Below are 20,797 nucleotides of genomic sequence, written 5' to 3' on the forward strand. Positions count from 1 at the left end.
GATATGTCCTTGCTCAGATTTTCGCAAAAGGTTTGGGAAGAGAGACGGTGCGACCATCGGTGGCGAAGAGATAGGCGTCACGCTGGTCGAAGCCGACAGAAACGCGCGTTCCGAGCACGAACGGCCGGATGTCGCCGATCTGAACGGTGAACACGCCCGTCCCGCTATCCGATCCCGTGGTGACGAGTTCTCCGGCCTCGGCATAGACGATCGTCTCGCGGCCGAGATATTCCGTCAGGCGGATATCAGCCGGAAATGTCAGCGCCGTGGTCATATCATTTATGCGCAGCTTTTCCGGGCGAACGCCGATGGTCACGGTATCGCCTGCGCTTACGGGTTCGATCAGCGCCTCGAAGTCGACGGTCAGTCCCCCGGCGCAGACGACCTTGGCCGAATGTGCGTCGGCGGCTTTGACCTTGCCTGCGACGAAATTCATCCGCGGCGCGCCGAGGAAGCCTGCGACGAACAGATTGACCGGATTATCATAGAGTTCGAGCGGCGCACCCACCTGTTCGATCTGGCCCCGGTTGAGGACAACGATGCGGCTCGCCATCGTCATTGCTTCGACCTGGTCGTGGGTGACGTAGATCATCGTCGAGCCCAGTTGCGCATGCAGCGTCGAAAGCTCGACACGCATCTGCGTTCTCAGGGCTGCGTCGAGGTTGGATAGCGGCTCATCGAACAGAAAGACGTCAGGCGATCGCGTGATTGCGCGACCGATGGCCACACGTTGCCTCTGTCCGCCGGAAAGCTGCTTGGGTTTTTTCTCAAGCTGTTCCTCGAGCCGCAAGATTTGGGCAGCGCGCCCCACCGCCGCGTCGATCTCCTTTTTCGGGCGTCCCGCCATGCGCAGGCCAAACCCCATGTTCTCCTTGACCGTCATGTGCGGATAAAGCGCATAGGACTGGAAGACCATGGCAATGCCGCGATCACCCGGTTCCAGCTTGGTCACCTCGCGCCCCTTGATCAGAAGCTTGCCCGACGTCACCGTCTCAAGCCCCGCAATCGTCTTGAGAAGGGTGGACTTGCCGCAGCCCGACGGCCCAACCATGACCACGAATTCGCCCTCGTCGATTGCAAGGTCGATGTTCTTCAGCGCATGGAAGCCTCCATAGTGCTTCTCGACGCCCTTGATTTCTACACTGGTCATTTGACATGTTCCTTGGATTTTTCTCAGCCCTTGACGGCGCCGACCGTCAGGCCGGCGATGAAGTGGCGTTGCATGAGGAAAAACATGGCGACGGGCGGGATCGCGACCATGATCGTTGCCGCCGCAACGAGGTTCCAGGAGGATACCCATTCGCCTCTTAGGTTGTTCAGGCCGGCCGTCACGGGTTTTACCGCTTCGCTCTGGGTGAGCACGATCGCCCAGAAATAGTCGTTCCAGACGAAAGTGAAGGTGAGAATTGCCAGCGCCGCAAGCGCCGGACGAACGAGCGGAACCACGACATGAACCAGTGTCTGCCAGGCAGACGCTCCCTCGGCACGCGCAGCCTGGAACAATTCGTCGGGAAGGGCGGCGATGAAGTTGCGCATGAACAGTGTCGCAAACCCGGTCTGGAAAGCGACGTGGAAAATGATGAGGGCGTAGTAGGTATCGTACAGGCCCAGTTCTACCATGAGGTCGCGAACCGGAATCATCATGATTTGAGCCGGCAGGAAGTTGCCGCCGACGAAGAGCGCAAAGATCAGTTGTGCAGACCTGAACCTGTAGCGGGAAAGCACGAAGCCGGTCAGGGTGGAGAGGATGAGCACGCCAAATACCGACGGCACGGTGATAAGCAGGCTATTGACGAAATAGCGTGCCATCGCGGTCTGGGTGAAAACAGAGGTGTAGTTTTCAGTGAAGTTGAAGGTTTTCGGCCAACCCCAATAGTTGCCCGCCATCACCTCGTCGAAGGAGCGCAACGAGGTTGCCATGACCGCAAGCAGGGGAACGAGCCAAAGAATGAGAACCAGAGCAACAAGACCGATGTAGAGGCCGCGCTTCAGCGGCGCATCGTCGGCGATTGGACGGGGATACATCAGGCGCCCTCCTGTTCGGGTTTCAAAAGGGTGTGCAGGTACCAGGCGATAAATGCGGCCATGATCACGAAAAGGACGGTGGCGATCGCTGCGCCATAGCCGAACCGGTACGAAAAGATCGATTGTTCGTACATCTGGTAAGCGAGGACCTGTGATGAGCCAAAAGGCCCGCCCGACGTCATGACGGCCACCATGTCGAACGAACGGAGAGCGCCGATCACCGTGACTGCCAACGCAATGAAGCTCACCTCGCGCAATTGCGGCAGGATGATGTGCCAAAGCATTGCCAGCCCCCGCGCACCATCGACGCGGCCGGCACCAATCAGATCCTCACTGAGGTTGTTCAACCCGGCGAGGAAGAGCACGAGACAGAATGCGATCTGCGGCCAGAGTGCTGCGAATACGACGGCAAAGGTTACGAGATGCTCGTCCGATAGCAGGGCCGGCGCCGTGGCTCCAAATGCGGAAAACACAAGCGCCAGCAGACCGAACGTGGGATCGTAGAACCAGGTGAAGACAACACCGACCGTGACGGAGGCAAGCACGAGCGGCACGAAGAACAATGACTTAAGGACCCTCATGCCACGGACCGGCTGATTGAGCAGCAGCGCCAATGCCAGACCGATCGGCGGGGCGAGCATGAAGACTGCCAGCCAAATGAGATTGTTCTTCAGCGAGACGTAGAACTGTGGATCACCCAGAAGCTCTAAGTAGTTGGCAAGGCCGACCCACGTCTTGGCGCCGACGCCGTCCCAATCGAAGAACGAGATCCAAACGGTCTCGACCGAGGCCATGATGATCACGGTACCGAACAGGACTGCTCCAGGCATCAGAAACAATGCTGGAGCGATCCAACTCCGGTTTTGTCGCCAGAAAACTGACATGTTTGATACTCGGTTCCTTTGAGGCGAACGTCGGGGTCATCGCTGCTTTCCAACGGGGACCGTTGCTTCAAGCACGGTCCCCGTCGGTTGCGGCGCGCAAGGGAGGAGGCGCGTCGCGTTCAGCGCGACTACGATTTGAAGATGCGCTTGCGCGTGGTTTCGAGGCGTTGAAGGATCTGGTCGCGGCGCTCCGGTTTGACCATGAACTCCTGGAAGCCTTTCAGGCCCTCCTGCGCCATGTCCGGATCCGTGTCGCGGTCGTAATATTGCGCCGACCCTGCGACGCTCTTCAGGGATTGGACTGCCGCATTGACGAGTGGATCGCTGCTTTGCGGGCAGTCGTTGCGCGGCGGCACGCCGCTTTCAGCCTCGATGAAGGCGCCAAGATTTTCCGGCTTGTAGAAAAAGGCCAGGAAGTCGCGAGCGCCCTGCTTGTTCTTTGCCTTCGCAGGCACATGGACCGAATTGAGGGAAAAATCCTCGTAGCGGGCAAGGCCCGGAGCAATCTCGGGGAAGGGGGCGTAGCCGATCTGGTTCACCTCGGTGGCCTGGAACCCGTACTTGATGAAGCCCCCCAAATCCATCATGGCCGCTTTCTTCTGGGCGAGCGCTGCGGCGGCCTGCTCCCAGCCCGATGACGTGTGATTCGGGCTGAACATCCCGGCCTTGATCATCTCCTCCCACTTGTCGAAGACCGGCGTCAGAGCCGGGTCTGTGTAGGCCATCTGTCCATCCATGAGCGCGAGGTGCTTGTCGAGGCCGTTGATGCGCAGGTTCATATGGTCGAACCATCCCGCCGCCGGCCACATCTCCTTCGTGCCGATGCTGATCGGGACCATTCCTGCCGATTTCGCCTTGTCGCTAAGCGCGAAGAGTTCGTCGACGGTCTTCGGCGCTGTCCAGCCCTTCTCGGCAAACACGTCCTTTCGGTAGAACATGCCCCACAGAAGGCCGGCAAGTGGGAGACCATACTGCTTTCCATCCACAGTGACAGCGCCAGCGGTCTGTCCAAGCGCCTTCTGATAGCCTTCCTTCTCAAACAGATCGGAGATGTCGTCGAACAGTCCGCGTTTGACAAAGGCCTTCATGCGGTTGCCGGAAAACCAGAAGCAGACATCCGGCGCGCCAACGACGAGATAGCTGCGGATCGCCGTCTTGTGGGCCTCGTGGTCCATGTTGTTGATCGTCACCTTGGTGCCGCTCTCCTTGGAAAAAGCGTCCGCGATCTTCTGCAGCACCCCACGCTGACCGGCATCGCCAATGTTGGAGATGATCGTTACCTCGTTCGATTGTGCAATCGCGGGCGTGCGCAAAGCCGCTCCAGCAAGCACTGTGCCCGCGCCGACGATGAACTGGCGGCGTGATGGTGCCGCGAATGTGAGCCGTGACGTCAAATCCTTCATGAATGTCTCCTCCAGACAAAGCTTCGCCTCGGTTGCGCGACGGTTCCGCACAATCGTCCCTAGATTTCCCATTTGGTTGTTATTGCCGCCGCGCAGCGTCGAAATGTCGGTCCGCGGCACACTCCTCAATTGCCAACGCGGTCAACCTAGCTTAGTTTCCACAGTCGGACAATATTTATTTTAACAAAAAAAATAAAGGCAACCATGAAGATCAACGCCACGATGTCGCGCGCGCTAAACCGCCGAATGATCCTCAATCATCTCCGGCGCGAGGGTCCGATGTCGCGCGCCGACATCACCGCTCTGACCGGCCTCAGTCCCGCCGCCGTTACCTTCGTCGTTGCTGAACTGATGGACGAGGCGCTGGTTCAAGAGCGAGAGGCTGTCGCCAATATCAAGGGGCGGCCCTCGACGCCGATCGACATCAATTATGGTTCACGGCTCGCATTCGGATTCAAGCTCAACAAGGATAGCATCAACTGCGTTCTGACCGATCTGGCAACCACCGTGCTGGCCTCGGCCGACCTGCCGATATCGGATACGTCGCCAGCCGGCATCACAACCGCGATCGCAGGCAACATGCCTGTGCTTTTAAAGACGGCCGACAGGGCCGAAGCAGATGTGATGGGGATCGGCGTTTCCATCCCGGGCGAAATCGATCCGGTCACGGGCATGTGTATCCAAAGCCCACGCTTCGGATGGCAGTCTCTCCCCTTTGCCGAGCTTTTGGGGGAGCAGGTCAAAGTCCCTGTATGGATCGACGACGACGTCAACGCTTTCGGTATCGCCCAGAGGCTATTCGGGGCGGGAAGAGATCATCAGAACTTCGCGGCGCTGGCGATCGGCGCGGGCATCGGATGCTCTCTCATCATCGGAGGCGAGATATACCACGGCGGCCGGAGTGCGGCTGGAAAGCTTGGCCACATAATCTCCGTTGAGAACGGAAGGCGATGTGAGTGTGGCCGGCGCGGCTGTCTCATGGCGCATGCTGCCGAGCCTTACATGCTCGATGAATGGGAGCGTCTGTCCGGGGCACCGATTTCGCGCGACGGCTTCGTCGAGGCTGCGACCAACAATTCGGAACTGGCGATCTCCATACTTCGTGATGCGGGTTCGCGCGTCGGGCGACATCTGGCCGACGTCGTCAATATGTTCGATCCCGATGTCATCATCGTTGGCGGCGAGGCGGTGCAGTTTGGAGAACTGCTTTTGGGACCGATCCGGGAAGCGATGGAGCGGTTCTCTTTCTTTTCGAAACCTGAACTGATTGCGGACTGGGTGTCGAATTCCTGGGCACGGGGAGCGGCCGCATTGGCCACCCAGAACATATTTGACTTTCAGCGGGCGCCGAGCGGCTGACCTGTCCAAAGGCCATCAGAACAGCAAGGGCCCGTTTGCGGGAGGCGCGGAATCCTGCGTGACGGTTTCGGCCATCGATGTTCTCCGATGAGACAGGTGTCGAGGAAGAGCGACATGGGCCATGAGATCGGGCGATAGCAAGCCTCCTTCGCGTTATTTGCCTGGCGGTGACTTTGCCGCGGCCCCGATCACGATCAAGAACGACCCAGATCATGATTTAGGTCGAACTCCCGCACCGTTCTTCCCTGATAGGGCTGGAAACGCAGTTGCTTGCTCAACGTGAGCTGTTCGTTCCGGTCACACGGGAGGGGAAACAATGAAACTCATGATGAAAATTTGGACCATACTCTGGGCCATAGCGCTTTCGACGTTGATCGTGCAACCGGCTGCCGGAGCCAGCGAAAATGTTGGTGTGCATCAGCTTGCGGCCCCATCAAAAGAACGCGGCGTCGATCTCGACGTGACCGTTTGGTACCCGGCTCAACCAGGTGGTCAGTCTGTCACGCTTGGTGAGAGCGTGTTTTTTGCAGGAACCCCTGCAATGCGTGATGCCCCGATATCAGATGGAAAATTTCCTCTCGTTTTGCTGTCTCACGGTGCTGGCCTTTCGGGAAACGCGCAGGCGCTAAGCTGGATCGCGGTACCATTGGCAATGCAGGGCTTTATTGTCGCGGCGCCGACCCATCCCGGCAATGCCGGTGGAAACCGCTCGGCTGCCGAAACGATGAAGCTTTGGCTGAGGCCTGCCGATATCACCGAGACCCTGAATGCCATGGAAAACGCCTCCTTCTTCAAAGCGCAACTGGATTACGACGCGGTGGGTGTTCTTGGGCTTTCGATGGGGGGTAGCACCGCGTTAATGATCACTGGCGCCCGCATGGAACCGAAAACGCTGGCAGACTATTGCGACACAGACGCGCTCAATGCGTCGCTTTGTGAATGGATCAGGCAAAGCGGAGTTGATCTGCACGCAATGGACCTTCGACCAGCGGGCGGTGACTACAAGGACAAGCGCATCCGGTTTGCCATGGCAATTGATCCCGCGCCTGTCGATGTCTTTGAGTTTAAGAGCTTTTCCGAGATTTCGGTTCCCGTCGAGTTCATAAATCTGGGCAAACCAGGCAAGATCCCCCTGACCGCCGACGCTTCGAAGATCGCAAAAGCCATTCCACGCGCCACATATTCAACGATCGAAGATGCGAGCCACTACAGTATGTTTGGCGAGTGTAAACCCGGTGCGTCTGTGATTGCCGACTCCGAAAAAATCGGTGATCCCATCTGCGCGGATGGTAACGGCCGGAGCCGGCGCGAAATCCATGAGCAACTGAGCAAGGCGGTCGTTGCTGCTTTCAGTCGCGCATTCAGCCACTGAACCGGCCTGGCTGTGCAACGATCGGCCAGGCCCCGCTGCTCGGCCGCCACTTACCGGCGTACCCGCCGCAAAACAGGTGTTTGCGAAGGAAGGAAGAGATGCCATACGATGTTCGTCGATGGCTACGTGATCGACGGACGCGTGCCGGTAAACATCGTTGGCAGGCCTCTCACCGAAAAGCCACCGATTGCAGGCGTCACGCTGTCTGCAACGCCGATCGGAAAGAGACACTCGTGATCTACGCGGTCGCAAAGGATGGGCGAGCGACGTGCGTCGACTTGAAAGTGAGATGGGGTATCGGCGATGCCCTCCCATTTCGACAGTCAGTGCCCCCGTCGCGAGGGCACCGAAGGCGGGGCTTGCGAAATGCCTCGCACACTAAGATACGCTTCCTAGATCTGTGGAGGCCCGACCTTCACCGTCAGCTTGTCGAGCGTTCCGGTGAAGCGGAACGGCACCTGGTAGTCGCTGTCGTCGACCGAGCTGCGGGTGTCTACACCCACGTCGAACGACTCGTCGATCGTCACCAGGAACGGGATGGTGTGCGGAATTGACTGCTCGGCCACCATCGCGCCGTCGACGCGCAGCACACCCTTGCCGCCCTTCCCATAGCCCGGACCCTCGTAGGTGAAGTCGAAGACGATGTTGTGCTTGCCGGGTGTCAGCGCCGCCTCGCTGGCCCACCGGAAGCGTTCCAGCCCCAGCATGTTGTAGGTGAAGACTGGCTTGCCCTTGAGCAGATAAAGGCCGTAGCCACCGAAACGGCCGCCCAACGTGGCGAGCATGCCTTCCCCGCCGCCCTGCGGGACTTCGACGTCGGCAGTGATCGTATAGGAGCGCGTTAGCGGGCTGGGCGCTGAGGCGGCTGGCAAGCCCGAGAGTTCGCCCGAATAGACGAACTCGGTTCGCCCCGCGGTGGCACTTGGCCGTGGTGCGAGTAAGCGCGCGGCGACGGAGTTATCCAGCGGCAACACCTGGTACTTCGCGGCTTCCACCAGGAAGAGATCCTGCAGCTCCTTGAGCTTCGTCGGTTCCTTTGCCGCGAGGTCGTTGGCTTGCGAATAGTCCTTGGTCAGGTCGTAAAGCTCCCAATTATACCCATCGATCACATTGGGCAGCTTGCCGAGTCCCATCAGCCAGGGCCCGGCCGGCGGTGTGGTCGAGGCAATCCAGCCTTCATGGTAGATCGCGCGATCGCCGAACATCTCGAAATACTGGGTCGTGCGAGCGGAGGGTACGTCCTTGGCCTCCTTCGACCAGGTATAGGCCATGCTGACGCCCTCGATCGGCTTCTGCGCAATACCGTTCACCGTTTGCGGTGCTTCGATACCGGTAGCTTCGAGGATCGTCGGCACGATGTCGATCACGTGGTGGAACTGGCTGCGAATGCCACCCTTGTCGGTGATGTGGCCAGGCCAGGACATCGCCATGCCCTGCCGGGTGCCGCCGAAGTGCGAAGCGATCTGCTTGGTCCACTTGAACGGTGTGTCGAAAGCCCAGGACCAGGCGACCGACATATGTGGCTCGGTCGTCGCGTCGCCCCAGGCGTCATAGTATTTCAGTTGGTCCGCTACTGGCATGTTGATCCCTTGGATCGCCGCCAGGTCGAAGGCCGTACCGATTGTGGAGCCCTCGGCGCTGGTACCGTTGTCGCCTTCGATGTAGATGACCAGCGTGTTGTCGAGCTTGCCTTGACGGCGCACCTCATCGATTACCCGGCCGATCTCGTAGTCGGCATAAGCGACATATGCGGCATACACTTCCGCTTGACGGGCAAACATCTTCTTCTGGTCTGGGGTCAGCGTCTCCCACTTCGGAAGGTCATCAGGCCACGGCGTCAACTGGGCGTTTTCCGGGATCACGCCGAGCCGCTTCTGGTTGGCGAAGATCTCGTCGCGCATGGCGTTCCAGCCCATGTCGAACTTGCCCTTGAACTTGTCGATCCACTCCTTAGTAGGATGGTGCGGGGCATGGGTTGCGCCGGGAACATAGTACATGAAGAATGGCTTCTCCGGCGTCGCGGCATTGACCTTGCGTAGGTAGTCGATGGCGTCATCGGCCATGCCAGTAACCAGGTTGTAGCCGGGCTGGTCTATCCACGGAAAGATCTGATCGTGGTTACGGAACAGCCAGGGCGTCCATTGGTTGGACTCGCCACCTTGGAAGCCGTAGAAATAGTCGAACCCCATACCAGAGGGCCACTGGTCGAACGGTCCCGACGTGGAGAGCGCGTATGTGGGGGTATTGTGGTTCTTACCGAACCACGAGGTGGCGTAACCGTGGTCCTTGAGTATCGAACCTATCGTGCCGTTGTTCGGACCGATGATTGCATCATACCCTGGAAAGCCAGTCGATTGCTCGGCAATCACCCCAAAGCCCGACGAATGGTGGTTGCGCCCTGTAATCAGCGCGGCTCTGGTGGGCGAGCACAGCGCCGTGGAGTGGAACTGCGTAAAACGCAACCCATTTGCCGCGACCTGATCGAGCGTCGGTGTGGGGATGACGCCGCCGAACGTGCCCGAGACGCCGTAGCCCGCGTCATCGGTCATAATCAGCAGGACGTTCGGCGCGCCCTTCGGCGGCACTACGGTCGGCGGCCACCAAGGGGTCGAGTCCTTGGCGTCCAGATTGATGGTCCCGCCGAACACCGGTGGTGCAGCGGGTAGCGACTGGCCGTCGATGGTCGACGTCGCGCTGGGTGAACCGGTCGCCCCGGTAACTTCCTGGGCGGTGGCGGGAAAGACTGAAAAACAACTTGCGGCGAGCACCGCGAGGTAGACGCGTGTTTTCATCGTTCAATACTCCCTGTGAAGCCATGGCGAACAACGGGTGGGCGGGCGAAGATAATGTTCGTTCGTGCGCTGATAACAGTCAGTAACAGCACGGCCAGCGTATGCATCAACTCAACAAGGCGATCGCAAAACGGTAGCAGATTACTCGCCACAAGCGAAGTAAGTTACTGTAAATGTACGCTCCGAGCGAGCCTGAGGGTCCTTTGATAATTCACCCGAATATCATCATCGCCCAAGTGACGCTGTTGGGCCGCTCACAGACGCGCCAAAAGGGCTCGAATGGTCGGATACTCGTAACCGACCCGTAAAACGCACGTACGGGCTTTGAAAGGCCAAGCGCATCGAGCCGGCCGTGCACCAGCAGACACTCGATACGCTACCCTTAAATTCCAGATCACCAGCCGGTGCGAGTTCGAGCGTCTGAAAGCCTGCGATCCCGCCACATTGACCGATCTGGAAAGGGCGGCGCGCTTCATCTATCCGCAGAAGCTAGCCTTCGGCGGAAAGGTCGCCGGCCAGCGATTCAATCTGACACGCCTGGCACCACTCCTCGAAGACGTTCACCAGCGCCTCGCAGGAGTTGTAATCGAGAACCTGGACTGGCTGGATTTCATCGACCGATACGGTCGGGCCGGGCACACTCTTCTATCTCGATCCGCCGTATTTCGGCAGCGAGGACGACTACGGGAAAGTGCTATTCGGTCGGGAGCAATTTGCAGCCATCGCCGATAGGCTTCGAACGTGCCTTCGTTCTCTCGATCAACGATGTGCCACAGATCCGCGAGATCTTCGCAGGTTTCAATTTTGAAGGGGTAGAACTCGCATACACAATTGGTGGCACCAGCAATGCGACAAGCGCACGGGGCTAATCGTCACTGTGTAGCAGCAACAGGATCGGGATGGCGGATGGGTAACGTCGATCCACTAGAGATTGAGAAGGAGCTGGCTCAATAGGCTACCATCCGTCCAACCCACGCATACCCTGAATGCATCTGAGTCGGAAAAGTTAACTTCATGCGTATCATCCTAGAGCGTCCCTTCCTCTCGATCCGTGCGTTTCCAGGCGCCGATATCCCTCAGTTCACACTGATAACTGGTCTCAATGGTTCCGGGAAAAGCCATGTACTTGAATGTCTGAAAGCAGGTACCCTCACAGTTATCGATGATAACGGACGGCAAATTGAGAGGGGCGAAATGCGTTTAGAGACGCAGCAGAGCCTTATCCCGAACGCCTTCATGCCATCAGCACCTCCGCTGCGAGCAGGCGGAACAACATCCTTTTCCTAGAATCATCTGGAACCTTTTGAGGACTGCCGATTCCGATGAAGCCGCCCTCTGTTCCGAGATGATTGCGCCCCCGATTTCCAGGAGGTCTCGCCCCCTTATATGGTGGGCGAGACCTCCCGCAACGACCCGTAGCGGATCAGGATGCGCGGCTTGTGCGACGAGAAGGTTGGACGAAGGGCATCGAGGTCCGGCTGGCGAAGGTGCCGCTCGTCGAGAGCGGGAAATGTCTCAGCCAATGCGCTTGCCCTTCTCGTCGAGAACCATCTCGCCATCCTCCTTGGTGAAGGCGCCCTTGTGCGCGTCAGGCAGGATGTCGAGCACGGCTTCGGACGGTCGGCTCAGTCGGGTGCCGAGCGGCGTGACGACAAACGGGCGGTTGATCAGGATCGGGTCCTTGAGCATGGCGTCGAGAACTGGTCGTCGGTCAGTGCCGGATTGTCGAGGCCGAGTTCCTGGTACGGCGTTCCCTTCTTTCGGATCGCCTCACGCACGCTCAGGCCGGCATCGGCGATCATCTTCAACAGGGCGTGGCGGGACGGCGGCGTCTTGAGATATTCGATCACGGTCGGCTCGATGCCAGCGTTGCGGATTATCTCAAGCGTGTTCCGCGACGTGCCGCAGTCCGGATTGTGGTAGATGGTGACATCCAACGTCATGTCCTTTCGGTTTCGGTGTTTCTCAAGACGGCGGGCGCTGCCTCGTACCAGTCCTTGGTGCGGTTCACGATCCAGACGACCGAAAGCATCACCGGGACCTCGATGAGGACGCCAACGACGGTCGCAAGCGCCGCCCCCGACTGGAAGCCGAAGAGGCTGATCGCGGCGGCGACCGCAAGTTCGAAGAAATTGCTCGCCCCGATGAGCGCCGACGGCCCGGCGACGCAATGCTGTTCACCCGAGATGCGGTTGAGCAGGTAGGCCAGCCCAGAATTGAAGTAGACCTGGATCAGGATCGGCGCCGCGAGCAGGCCGATAACGGCTGGCTGTGCGATGATCTGCTCACCCTGGAACCCAAACAGAAGGATCAGGGTTGCAAGCAGGGCTACAAGGCAAAGCGGCTGCAGCCTTGCCAGAAGGGCATCCAGGGATCGCGTCGTGCCGTGAGCAGTCAAGTGCTTACGGACGATCCGGGAAATGGCGACCGGGATCAGGATGTAGAGGACGACGGAGATAACAAGCGTATCCCACGGCACCGCAATTGCCGAAAGGCCCAATAGAAGTCCGACGATCGGTGCGAAGGCGACGATCATGATGGCGTCGTTGAGTGCGACCTGAGACAGGGTGAAATGCGGCTCACCTTTGGTGAGGTTCGACCACACGAACACCATCGCCGTGCAGGGCGCGGCCGCCAGGATGATCAGGCCCGCGATGTAGGAATCGATCTGGTCAGCCGGAAGCAGAGGGCGGAAAAGCCAGCCGACGAACAGCCAGCCAAGAACCGCCATCGAGAACGGCTTTAGAGCCCAGTTCACGAAGAGCGTAACGCCGATGCCCCGCCAGTAACTGCCGACCTTCGCGAGCGAGCCAAAGTCGATCTTCAGCAGCATCGGGATGACCATCAACCAGATGAGCACGGCGACCGGAATGTTGACTTTCGCGACTTCGGCCGCACCGATCGCATGGAAGACGCCGGGCATCGTGTGCCCAAGGGCAATGCCAACGAGGATGCAGAGAAAGACCCAGACAGTCAGGTATCGTTCGAAGGTCGACATCTCACTCGGCCTTTGCGGATCTGAGGGATGCGCCTTCGAGCGAACCGATCTGGCGGACGTGCTGTTCGAGCGCCATGCGGTCGATGGAGGAGAGCGGCAGGTTGATGAAAGCCATGATACGGTTCTTCAGGAAGCGGGCGGCTTGCGCGAATGCGCGCTTTATTTCGACCTCGTTGCCAACGACGGCGGCGGGGTCCTCGACGCCCCAGTGCGCCGTCATCGGATGGCCGATCCAAACAGGGCAGGCTTCCCCGGCCGCGCTGTCGCAGACGGTGAAGATGAAGTCCATCTCCGGCGCGCCCGGTTCGGCAAAGACATCCCAGCTCTTGGACGAGAACCCAGTTGAAGGATAGCCGATAGCGTCCAGTTCCTTGAGCGCGTGCGGGTTCACTTCCCCCTTGGGCTGGCTGCCGGCGGAGAAGGCCCTGAAGCGTCCAGCGCCTTCCTTGTTGAGGATGGATTCGGCGAGAATGGAACGTGCGGAATTGCCCGTGCACAGGAAGAGCACGTTGTAGGTCTTGTGGGTCATGATCGTCTTCCGTGCTTAGGTCGGAGGTCTGCTCAGCTTCATGATTGTCGCCGACGCCGGACAAAGGCCCGACAGCTGGCGGGTGGAAAGGATCGCATGGGGTACCTGATCGCGGCCAACAGCAAAAAAGCCAATTGCCGCGAAGAAGGGTGCGGCGCTTGTGGTCACGAGATAGATGTCGCAGGCGAGGGGCGCTTGCGCGATTGTCATTTCGGTGAGAACTCGCCCATATCCCTGTGACCTGAATGCGGGCAGGATCACCAGGGACCGAAGGAGAATGTCGTTGTCGCAGGACGTTTCGACACCGGAATATCCAACGACCTGGTTTTCGGTGTCCGTGAGCCGGAAGTACGATCGCCCCGGTTCATCGATATCCTCTATCGCGAGCGCGGCTGCTGTCAGCGCGATCTTCAACCCCATGTCCGCTACGATCGGTTCGAGCTTCAGTTCACGCATGACCCAGCCTCTGGCAAACAGCAGGACGTCAGGTCGGTGATGAGGGGCGCGCACAATTGCGCATTGCCGCCACAACAGTCCTTGAGAAGGAACAGGGTAAGGGCCCGAAACGCTCCAAGGTCCGCGCGATAGATGATGGTGCGGCCCAGTCGCTCGCTCTTGACGATGCCCGCTCGCGACAAGCTCGCCAGGTGGGCGGACATGGTGTTCTGGGGCACGTCGATGAGGCGCGCCAACTCGCCCGCCGCAATGCCATCGGGTTCCGATTTCACCAGCAGGCGGAAGGTTTCGAGCCTCGTTGTCTGCGCCAGGGCTGCCAGGGCCGCGATTGCATCTTTCGATTCCATATATCCAGATTAATCGATATATGGTGTCTGTCAACGGCCGCTTGCGACCGGCCAAGAATGGATGACAATGTAAGTGCTCGTCACAAGCAGTGGAGCGTCAAGATACAGAGTCGCAATCGGTGGCAAACCTGTCACGCTCGGCGAAAGTCGTTTTTTTTGGAACGATCGCCTACTCGACGCTCGATCTCGCGCGGAAGATATCCTTTCATGCCATCAAATGGCTGGGTTGGGGAACTCCCCAAGCCATGAGTTGGATTGCAGCGCCGCGAGCAAGGCAAGGGTTCATCGTTGCAGCCCCTGGTCACTTGGAAAACGGAAGGGCCCCATAAGTCAGCAGTCGACACGATGAAGCTTTGGGTAAGGCCCGCTGGTATCAGCGCAACGCTGGACGCCCTGCAAAAGCAGCCGCTTTTCGACGATCACTTGCGCCCGGAAAGACGGGTGTCCTAGGGCTTTGGATGGGTGGAAATACAGACCGGCGCGGGATCAATTGCCATGGTGGCCGAAAGGCCATTGTGTCGCCGGAGCGCTAGGCTCGGGTCTTGATACTGGACGCGGCGCCCGATTGCTGCGGCTCGACGGCAGCGCTGGGCAAGTTCCAGGATGCTCCCTTGAGGAAGCTTGGTAGGACTGATTGTTGCCTGCGGTAGCTGCGTTGGGAAGAGCGGCGTCGCCTGATGACGATCACCCCGACTAGACGCATATTGCGATTGATACCTGGCAGAGCCAGAACTTGCGACCAGCACATGTCGCGCACACCGTCATGACGATCCTTGTCCGAGCAATGTATAACAGCCGGCGTCAACGGGTTGTGGACCTTTGAATCTCTGTCGGTTTCCATGCTGATGGGACTTTGAACCTCGCGGTCAGGCATGGGTTCGATTTCGTGACCCAGCGATGCGATCGTGACGCTTCGCCAAGGACCCATCGACTGATTTGCGGCCCTTCTCATGGCAGTTGCGATCTGAGGCGCCGGATTAACTGCCGGGAACTGATCGCTCTTCTTGACGTAGGAGGCCATGAGACGGAGCGTATCGTGTCCGCCCAAGCGAGCGCGGCCCACAAACTGCACCCGGACAGAAGCTGTGCCACCACGCTTTATGTCCAGCATGTCTGCTGCCTTGCGAGAAACGTCGATGATGCGCCCCTTATGATAGGGACCGCGATCGTTGACGCGCACGATGATCGAAGAACCGGTTTCAAGATTGGTCACCCGCACGTAGCTTGGCAAGGGAAGGGTTGGATGGGCGGCGGAAAGGTTGTCCGCGTCATAAAGTTCGCCGTTCGCGGTATGCCTGCCTTGAAATGCTGAACCGTACCAGGAAGCCACTCCGTTCTTGTCGTAGCTTGGATCCTCTTTTGGATAATAGCGTTTGCCTTTGACCACGTAGGGCTTGCCGACCATATAGCGGCCACCACCCTTGAGGATCTTCGCGCCGTGAGCGACCCGCGATTTCGCTTTTTCGCCGTATAGCCTCTCGGAAATATATCCGTTGCTACGGTTCTTGTCCGGTGCTTGTGTTGTCATACACGTAACACAGCAGACGCAGGCCATCATGATTGCCAGACATCGCAGGCCATTGGCAGCTGTAGTTACGTCAAAAACCATCTGTTCAACACTGGCGGCGGCCTTTCGTCCATCTGCGGCAAGCTTCGACACACAGATTCAATTCGTCCACGCGCTCTGCTGAGCGCGGGCTTGGGAGGCAGACGGAATGACGGCGGAGGCACTTGTCGATGCATTGTTGCATCTGGGATCATGCCATTAATTCGCTTCATCGGTGACATGATTATAAAAGCGGGCTTGAGGCCAAAAGTTCCCGGACGCGAATGTGAGCCCGCCCCTTATTGGGGCCACTTGCTGAACCCGCCCGGACGCAGATCTGCGCGAAGCTGGAATGTCACATGCGTAAGACAACACCGTGCGCCGTCGATGGATTGAAGTGTCCATGCGCACTTGGGCAGCCTTTGGCGCCTGCTGTCAGTTCAGATTGACCCGCGTCAACTCGAACGTTCCACCCGTTCGCAGTCATCCGCATTGCGCAAGCTTCCAGTCAGCTCTTGAGACTGAATGTCGACAACAGTTCTTTCTGCAAAGTAAAGGCATCTTGCCGCTTCGGGCCAATTGTGTTCGTCGACACTAGCCTGCAAAGCGCCAACAACTGACATTCGTTAGCCGCCGCCCCAGAAGGCGGCGGCGCTTCAACATTAGAAGGTCATTGCCTTCTGAAGCCAACTTCTACCTGAATGCGGCCGGGGATTGTGCAATAGAAAAGCCATCCGCCTCGAATAGCCTTCGGAGGTCGTCCAAGCTCCACGTCGGCCAATTGTAGGCTTGCGTACATTTGGTCGACTGCCTCTGTGGAGTTTAATATGAAGCCGATATGGTAAGTTGATACACCAAGGCGCATCTGGTCGGCTGTACCAAAGCCAGCTACGGGTTCGCTTACGACGAGCTCAAAATTAGCTTCATCCCTTAAAATGACGAGGCCTGTGCGGGAAAACTCCTGCCGAAAACCGAAATAAGTCACGAGAACTGCAGCGGTTCGTTGAACATCGGGAACGTGGAGGTCGAGGTGATTTAAAAGCATGCTGATATCCTTGGTTTCCCGACGAATATGAGCAATCAATCGCTCCAGAATCCGCCGAGGCAGCGCGCGGGATGCGCACTGTTCTCGTCGCGGGTTCTCATGCCATGGGCATGGACAGAGCTTCCTTAGCGGGAAGGGGTCAGGCTTACCTAATCTGACCCTGCCTTTTCCGACCGTTGTCGATTAATCACCGAAATGTTTGAGGTCAAGCCTATAGCTTGACGACCGCAATGAGCCGGAAGGCGGCGAATGGCCTTGGCCGGAAATGCGGGTTCAATTGATCGCCGCAACGCAGTGTATCAATCGATTGGCACGGGGGTTCGACGGCACTTGAAAGCAATTGGCCGTGCCGCTGCTGCCGGCGAGCTTTTCGGTGGGTCCGGGCCTGGTGCGACTTTTGACGATCTGCCGTCATCCGTATCGCTTGATCTGTTCGACCGAAAGGCTCGGCAATCATTTGCCGAGCCAACGATAAAACAGGATTGCCCATCTTTAAGGAAGTGTTTGGCGGCCGTAGAGCAGAAGCATGGCTATGATGACCACTCCATAAATCAACTGGCGCCCAGCTTCTTCAATCTGCATGACCGAGAGAATTGACTGCAGCAATGTAATTAGAATGACACCTGCGATTGTTCCCAGGTAGGATCCCTTTCCGCCAAGAACATGAGTTCCGCCCAAGACGACGGCTGCAATCGACGGCAGCAGATATGCGTCGCCCATCGACTGCGAGGCCTTGGACGCATATCCCGCCAGCAAAACACCTCCAAGCGCACTTAGTGACCCTGAAATGACAAAGGCCAACAACGTGATACGTCGCGTGTCTATGCCCGAGAGATAGGCGGCTCGCTCTTGATTGCCGATCGCGTAGAGACAGCGACCGTATGTAGTTCTGGTCAGCAAGAAAACGGCAAGAACGCCGATGACGAACCATACCAAGACGCCATTCGGGACGGACGGAACAACATAGCCTGTCGCGAGAAACCTCATAGCACGCGAGGCGGAATCTTGCGGTGAAAAACCACCTGTGTATACGACCATAAGCCCTTGCACGACCGCGTTCGTAGCGAGCGTGATAATCATGGAGGGTATTCGCAGATAGCCAACGGCAAGTCCGTTAACGAGGCCGATCGCCGCACCGCAGGCGATCCCGAAGGGAATGGCGAGAATGGAGCCACCGATTCCATAAGCGGCTGCCGCGCACGCCATCATTGCCCCGGCGGTTACCGTCCAGGGAACCGAGAGGTCGATTTGCCCGAGCAGGATCACCATCATCATGCCGGTGGCAATCACCCCAAGAAAGGAGGCAACCTTCAGTTGCTGCAACAGATAGCCGGGTGAGAGGAAGTTGGAGGAGTACATCGAACCGCCGAGTAGAAGAAGCATGATACAGCCAAAGGCGATTGCCACGGCGGGGTCTTTGCCCCTTAGTCGTGTTGGAATGATCGATTGCCGCATGCTTGAGGCGTCCTCGCTCATTGGAACCAATCCAGTCTGTTTCGCACCCGCGCCAAGCCCATCGCGCCAACACCGATCGCCAGCATGAGCACAATTCCTTGAAACAATGGTTGCCATAGGGGATCAAGATCGAAGACGAACAGCAGGTCGCCGATGGTGCGGAAAGCCAGTGCTCCAAACACTGCTCCGATGGCGCTTCCCTTGCCTCCGGCTAGTGATACGCCACCGAGCACGACGGCTGCGATAGAGTAGAGCGTATATGCGTTGCCGCTCGCAAAGGCTGCTTCGCCCGTATAGGAAAAGAACGTCAGGTAGAGGCCACCCATGGCCGATAGGGTTCCTGCAAGAGCGTATGCGGCAAGCTTCGCTCGCTTTAACGGCATACCGGACATGTACGCTGCATTTTCGGAAGAGCCCGCCGCGTAGGCGGTGCGACCGTAGATCGATCGGCTAAAAGGCACCCACACCAGAAGAACCGTGGCACCGAGGACAACCAGACTGGTGGGGAATGTTCCCCAGAGTTTAGAGGTAAAGAAGTCCGCAAGAGCCTCGTTCACGGACCCGCCCGGTGTCGGCCGCAGCAGCAATGCGAGTCCGAAGAAGATGGCGCTGGTGGCTATGGTTGTGACGATCGGCTGCAGCCGACCGAAGATGATGATCACGCCGTTCAAGGCACCGCAGGCAAGCCCGGCGGCGAGCACGGCGACTACGCCGAGGCCGGTTTGCAGAGGCGTACCAACGACCAGCCAGGAAGCAAGGCAATTGCACAGCACCAGAACCATTCCCGCTGAAAGGTCGATACCGGCGGTGATGACGACGAGGCTCTGCGCCATGGCGACAAAGGCCAGCAAGGTCGCTTTGTTGGCCGCCGTTTGCATCACATTTGGCGTGAAGCCCGCCGGATGGTTCGAGGTATAGATCACGAACATTCCAACAAACAGGGCGGCCGCGAGCAAAGTCCCCTTGTTGAGCTCATACCAAAAGCGCCATTCACCGCGGGTACTCCGTGTCACGATGCTGCCCCCTCTGCTACAGACGCAATGTTCAGAGCGCTTCCGATCAGTTCTCGTTCATTGATATCGTTTCCCTCGAGCACACGTATGATGGTCCCGTCATACATGACGAGAACTCGATCGCAGCAGCCGATTAGTTCGTCGTAGTCTGTAGAATAGTAGATAATCGCTACGCCGCTGCCAGCCAGTTGCCGCAGCAACTGGTAGATCTCCTGTTTCGTCCCCACGTCTATGCCGCGCGTTGGATCGTTCAGCAGGATGATACGAGGTCTGTTCAACAGCCATTTTGCTATAACGACCTTTTGCTGGTTTCCGCCGGATAAACTGCCGACCGGCATGTCCAGCGTGGCCGCCTTTATTGCCAGAAGTTTAACGAGTGCATCTATGCGAGTAGCTTCCTCGCCCTTGTCGATAATGCCGTTACGAGAGACACTGCCAAGGGCAGCAATCGACAGATTCTCACGAACTGTCATCGGAAGCATCAATCCCTCGATCTTTCGGTCTTCAGGGATAAGTGCGATAGATATCGGGGCGGCTTTAGCCTCCTTGGGACTGTTCAAACGCACACTGTGCCCCTCGACCTGGACTTCGCCCCGGACATCGCGAAGCACACCAAACAGCGCAAGCAAGAGTTCTCGCTGGCCCTGACCGTCCAGCCCGCCAATGCCGATGATTTCCCCCGGCTGGACGTCGAAGGTTATGTCGGTCAGTCGCTCGCCCCAGGAAAGGCCGCGGCACGACAGGATCGGCGTCGTTCGATCACGAAGGCCCGGTTTAGCAGGAAAAACACTCTTGTATTCCCGCCCGATCATCAGTTCGACGACCTGCTTGTCGGTCTTCGTGCCGGCTGGATAAGATTCGATGCTTCGTCCGTTGCGGAATACGGTGCAGTCGTCAGCAAGTTCCGCGATCTCGTGCATGCGATGCGAGATGTAGACCAGCGCCAGGCCATCCGAGCGCAGCCGCTTCAAAACATTGAAAACCTTCTCGACGTCCGACTTTGTAAGAGCTGACGTTGCCTCGTCCAGGATCATCAGTCTGGGTTTGCGGGCAAGAGCCTTTGCAATCTCAACCATCTGCCGGCGGGACAGCGGCAGGTCCTTGACGAGCGACGAGGGATGGATATCGGAGGCCCCGGCGCGCGCCAGGGCCTCTTCTGCCATTATCCTTTGAGCACGCCGGTCGATCATCCCGAACCGCCGCGGCGGATTGCTGATGACGATGTTGTCGGCCACGGAGAGGTCGGGCACAAGCGACAGTTCCTGGAAGACCGATACGATTCCCGCCGCGTTTGCCGTTGCTGGCGTCGAGAAGGAGATATCCTTTCCATCCAGGACCATCCGCCCTTCGTCGGGGGCAGTGACACCTGCCATGATCTTGATGAGGGTCGATTTTCCGGCTCCGTTCTCGCCAAGTACGGCATGAATTGCAGCCGCCCGGATGGCGATGCTGGCGTCTTTCAGTGCTATGACGCCACCATAGCGCTTCGATATGCCGTCCATTCGAAGCAGCGGCTCATCTACGGTCACGCACTCAACCTCCCATCGGTGCACTAGGCTGACTGCGGGCGTGA

Annotated in this window: 18 protein-coding genes and 2 pseudogenes; 4 read left to right on the top strand and 16 right to left on the bottom strand. The window is 58.4% G+C overall.

What is annotated here, in order from left to right; all coding sequences use genetic code 11:
• Positions 1–13: 13 nt before the first annotated feature.
• From ATY79_RS28545 to ATY79_RS28560, 4 genes are all read right to left on the bottom strand, one after another.
• Positions 14–1,150: an ABC transporter ATP-binding protein gene (locus tag ATY79_RS28545; RefSeq protein WP_088705592.1), complete on the bottom strand. Its 1,137-nt coding sequence runs from the start codon at positions 1,148–1,150 to the stop codon at positions 14–16.
• A 23-nt stretch (positions 1,151–1,173) separates the two neighbouring features.
• On the bottom strand, positions 1,174–2,025 hold the full coding sequence (locus ATY79_RS28550) for a carbohydrate ABC transporter permease (protein ID WP_088705593.1): 852 nt from the start codon (positions 2,023–2,025) through the stop codon (positions 1,174–1,176).
• Entirely contained in the window at positions 2,025–2,909 is an 885-nt protein-coding gene (locus ATY79_RS28555) for a sugar ABC transporter permease (protein ID WP_088705594.1), read from the bottom strand. Before ATY79_RS28555 ends, ATY79_RS28550 begins: the two co-directional genes overlap by 1 nt.
• A 128-nt stretch (positions 2,910–3,037) precedes the next feature.
• On the bottom strand, positions 3,038–4,312 hold the full coding sequence (locus ATY79_RS28560; protein WP_088705694.1) for an ABC transporter substrate-binding protein: 1,275 nt from the start codon (positions 4,310–4,312) through the stop codon (positions 3,038–3,040).
• A 204-nt stretch (positions 4,313–4,516) separates the two neighbouring features.
• Between ATY79_RS28560 and ATY79_RS28565 the strand changes: the two genes are divergently transcribed.
• The 3 genes from ATY79_RS28565 to ATY79_RS28575 all read left to right on the top strand — a co-directional run bounded on the left by ATY79_RS28565 (position 4,517) and on the right by ATY79_RS28575 (position 7,280).
• Positions 4,517–5,671 (top strand): ROK family transcriptional regulator, encoded by a 1,155-nt coding sequence (locus tag ATY79_RS28565; protein ID WP_088705595.1) that lies wholly within the window; start codon positions 4,517–4,519, stop codon positions 5,669–5,671.
• 316 nt (positions 5,672–5,987) lie between these two features.
• A complete protein-coding gene (locus ATY79_RS28570) occupies positions 5,988–7,043 on the top strand; it encodes a dienelactone hydrolase (protein ID WP_088705596.1) in 1,056 nt (351 codons plus the stop codon).
• 108 nt (positions 7,044–7,151) lie between these two features.
• The gene (locus tag ATY79_RS28575; RefSeq protein ID WP_348627580.1) at positions 7,152–7,280 is read left to right on the top strand and encodes a DUF411 domain-containing protein; all 129 of its coding nucleotides are present in this window, start codon (positions 7,152–7,154) and stop codon (positions 7,278–7,280) included.
• 155 nt (positions 7,281–7,435) lie between these two features.
• On the opposite strand, the gene ATY79_RS28580 is transcribed toward ATY79_RS28575, so the two are convergent.
• Positions 7,436–9,835 (bottom strand): arylsulfatase, encoded by a 2,400-nt coding sequence (locus ATY79_RS28580; protein ID WP_088705598.1) that lies wholly within the window; start codon positions 9,833–9,835, stop codon positions 7,436–7,438.
• 378 nt (positions 9,836–10,213) lie between these two features.
• On the opposite strand from ATY79_RS28580, the pseudogene ATY79_RS31785 reads away from it, so the two are divergent.
• A pseudogene (locus ATY79_RS31785) lies at positions 10,214–10,704 on the top strand (DNA adenine methylase); the annotation flags it as partial.
• Positions 10,705–11,217: 513 nt separating this feature from the next.
• Here ATY79_RS31785 and ATY79_RS28590 read toward each other — a convergent pair.
• The 11 genes and pseudogenes from ATY79_RS28590 to ATY79_RS28645 all read right to left on the bottom strand — a co-directional run bounded on the left by ATY79_RS28590 (position 11,218) and on the right by ATY79_RS28645 (position 20,753).
• The gene (locus tag ATY79_RS28590; protein WP_189638097.1) at positions 11,218–11,358 is read right to left on the bottom strand and encodes a hypothetical protein; all 141 of its coding nucleotides are present in this window, start codon (positions 11,356–11,358) and stop codon (positions 11,218–11,220) included.
• Positions 11,351–11,778, bottom strand: a pseudogene (gene arsC, locus ATY79_RS28595) (arsenate reductase (glutaredoxin)). Before arsC ends, ATY79_RS28590 begins: the two are co-directional and overlap by 8 nt.
• Entirely contained in the window at positions 11,775–12,833 is a 1,059-nt protein-coding gene (arsB, locus tag ATY79_RS28600) for an ACR3 family arsenite efflux transporter (protein WP_088705599.1), read from the bottom strand. The pseudogene arsC and the gene arsB overlap by 4 nt, the downstream one beginning before the upstream one ends.
• A gap of 1 nt (position 12,834) precedes the next feature.
• The gene (locus ATY79_RS28605; protein ID WP_088705600.1) at positions 12,835–13,362 is read right to left on the bottom strand and encodes an arsenate reductase ArsC; all 528 of its coding nucleotides are present in this window, start codon (positions 13,360–13,362) and stop codon (positions 12,835–12,837) included.
• A 15-nt stretch (positions 13,363–13,377) separates the two neighbouring features.
• Positions 13,378–13,818, bottom strand: coding sequence for a GNAT family N-acetyltransferase (locus ATY79_RS28610; protein ID WP_088705601.1), 441 nt, complete (start codon positions 13,816–13,818; stop codon positions 13,378–13,380).
• On the bottom strand, positions 13,806–14,165 hold the full coding sequence (locus tag ATY79_RS28615; RefSeq protein ID WP_088705602.1) for a helix-turn-helix transcriptional regulator: 360 nt from the start codon (positions 14,163–14,165) through the stop codon (positions 13,806–13,808). The genes ATY79_RS28610 and ATY79_RS28615 overlap by 13 nt, the downstream gene beginning before the upstream one ends.
• 529 nt (positions 14,166–14,694) lie before the next feature.
• A complete protein-coding gene (locus ATY79_RS31790) occupies positions 14,695–15,723 on the bottom strand; it encodes a septal ring lytic transglycosylase RlpA family protein (RefSeq protein ID WP_245312472.1) in 1,029 nt (342 codons plus the stop codon).
• A gap of 658 nt (positions 15,724–16,381) precedes the next feature.
• Positions 16,382–16,756 carry a VOC family protein gene (locus tag ATY79_RS28630; protein WP_088705603.1) on the bottom strand — a complete coding sequence of 125 codons (375 nt, stop codon included), beginning with the start codon at positions 16,754–16,756 and terminating at the stop codon, positions 16,382–16,384.
• Positions 16,757–17,248: 492 nt separating this feature from the next.
• A complete protein-coding gene (locus ATY79_RS28635) occupies positions 17,249–18,232 on the bottom strand; it encodes an ABC transporter permease (protein WP_088705604.1) in 984 nt (327 codons plus the stop codon).
• Positions 18,229–19,224, bottom strand: a complete 996-nt coding sequence (locus ATY79_RS28640; RefSeq protein WP_088705605.1) for an ABC transporter permease — start codon at positions 19,222–19,224, stop codon at positions 18,229–18,231. Before ATY79_RS28640 ends, ATY79_RS28635 begins: the two co-directional genes overlap by 4 nt.
• Complete coding sequence (locus ATY79_RS28645; RefSeq protein ID WP_088705606.1) at positions 19,221–20,753, bottom strand: sugar ABC transporter ATP-binding protein; 1,533 nt, start codon at positions 20,751–20,753, stop codon at positions 19,221–19,223. Before ATY79_RS28645 ends, ATY79_RS28640 begins: the two co-directional genes overlap by 4 nt.
• Positions 20,754–20,797 lie beyond the last annotated feature (44 nt).

This window comes from Rhizobium sp. R693 (genome assembly GCF_002211315.1).
Taxonomy (GTDB): Bacteria; Pseudomonadota; Alphaproteobacteria; order Rhizobiales; family Rhizobiaceae; genus Rhizobium.

Bases quoted from the DNA above. Each gene is read 5' to 3' on its own strand.
- arsB (WP_088705599.1), bottom strand. From the start codon at position 12,833: ATGTCGACCTTCGAACGATACCTGACTGTCTGGGTCTTTCTCTGCATC.
- ATY79_RS28555 (WP_088705594.1), bottom strand. From the start codon at position 2,909: ATGTCAGTTTTCTGGCGACAAAACCGGAGTTGGATCGCTCCAGCATTG.
- ATY79_RS28570 (WP_088705596.1), top strand. From the start codon at position 5,988: ATGAAACTCATGATGAAAATTTGGACCATACTCTGGGCCATAGCGCTT.
- ATY79_RS28560 (WP_088705694.1), bottom strand. From the start codon at position 4,312: ATGAAGGATTTGACGTCACGGCTCACATTCGCGGCACCATCACGCCGC.
- ATY79_RS28575 (WP_348627580.1), top strand. From the start codon at position 7,152: ATGTTCGTCGATGGCTACGTGATCGACGGACGCGTGCCGGTAAACATC.
- ATY79_RS28615 (WP_088705602.1), bottom strand. From the start codon at position 14,165: ATGGAATCGAAAGATGCAATCGCGGCCCTGGCAGCCCTGGCGCAGACA.
- ATY79_RS28550 (WP_088705593.1), bottom strand. From the start codon at position 2,025: ATGTATCCCCGTCCAATCGCCGACGATGCGCCGCTGAAGCGCGGCCTC.
- ATY79_RS28630 (WP_088705603.1), bottom strand. From the start codon at position 16,756: ATGCTTTTAAATCACCTCGACCTCCACGTTCCCGATGTTCAACGAACC.
- ATY79_RS28635 (WP_088705604.1), bottom strand. From the start codon at position 18,232: ATGAGCGAGGACGCCTCAAGCATGCGGCAATCGATCATTCCAACACGA.
- ATY79_RS28605 (WP_088705600.1), bottom strand. From the start codon at position 13,362: ATGACCCACAAGACCTACAACGTGCTCTTCCTGTGCACGGGCAATTCC.
- ATY79_RS31790 (WP_245312472.1), bottom strand. From the start codon at position 15,723: ATGATGGCCTGCGTCTGCTGTGTTACGTGTATGACAACACAAGCACCG.
- ATY79_RS28565 (WP_088705595.1), top strand. From the start codon at position 4,517: ATGAAGATCAACGCCACGATGTCGCGCGCGCTAAACCGCCGAATGATC.
- ATY79_RS28545 (WP_088705592.1), bottom strand. From the start codon at position 1,150: ATGACCAGTGTAGAAATCAAGGGCGTCGAGAAGCACTATGGAGGCTTC.
- ATY79_RS28580 (WP_088705598.1), bottom strand. From the start codon at position 9,835: ATGAAAACACGCGTCTACCTCGCGGTGCTCGCCGCAAGTTGTTTTTCA.
- ATY79_RS28610 (WP_088705601.1), bottom strand. From the start codon at position 13,818: ATGCGTGAACTGAAGCTCGAACCGATCGTAGCGGACATGGGGTTGAAG.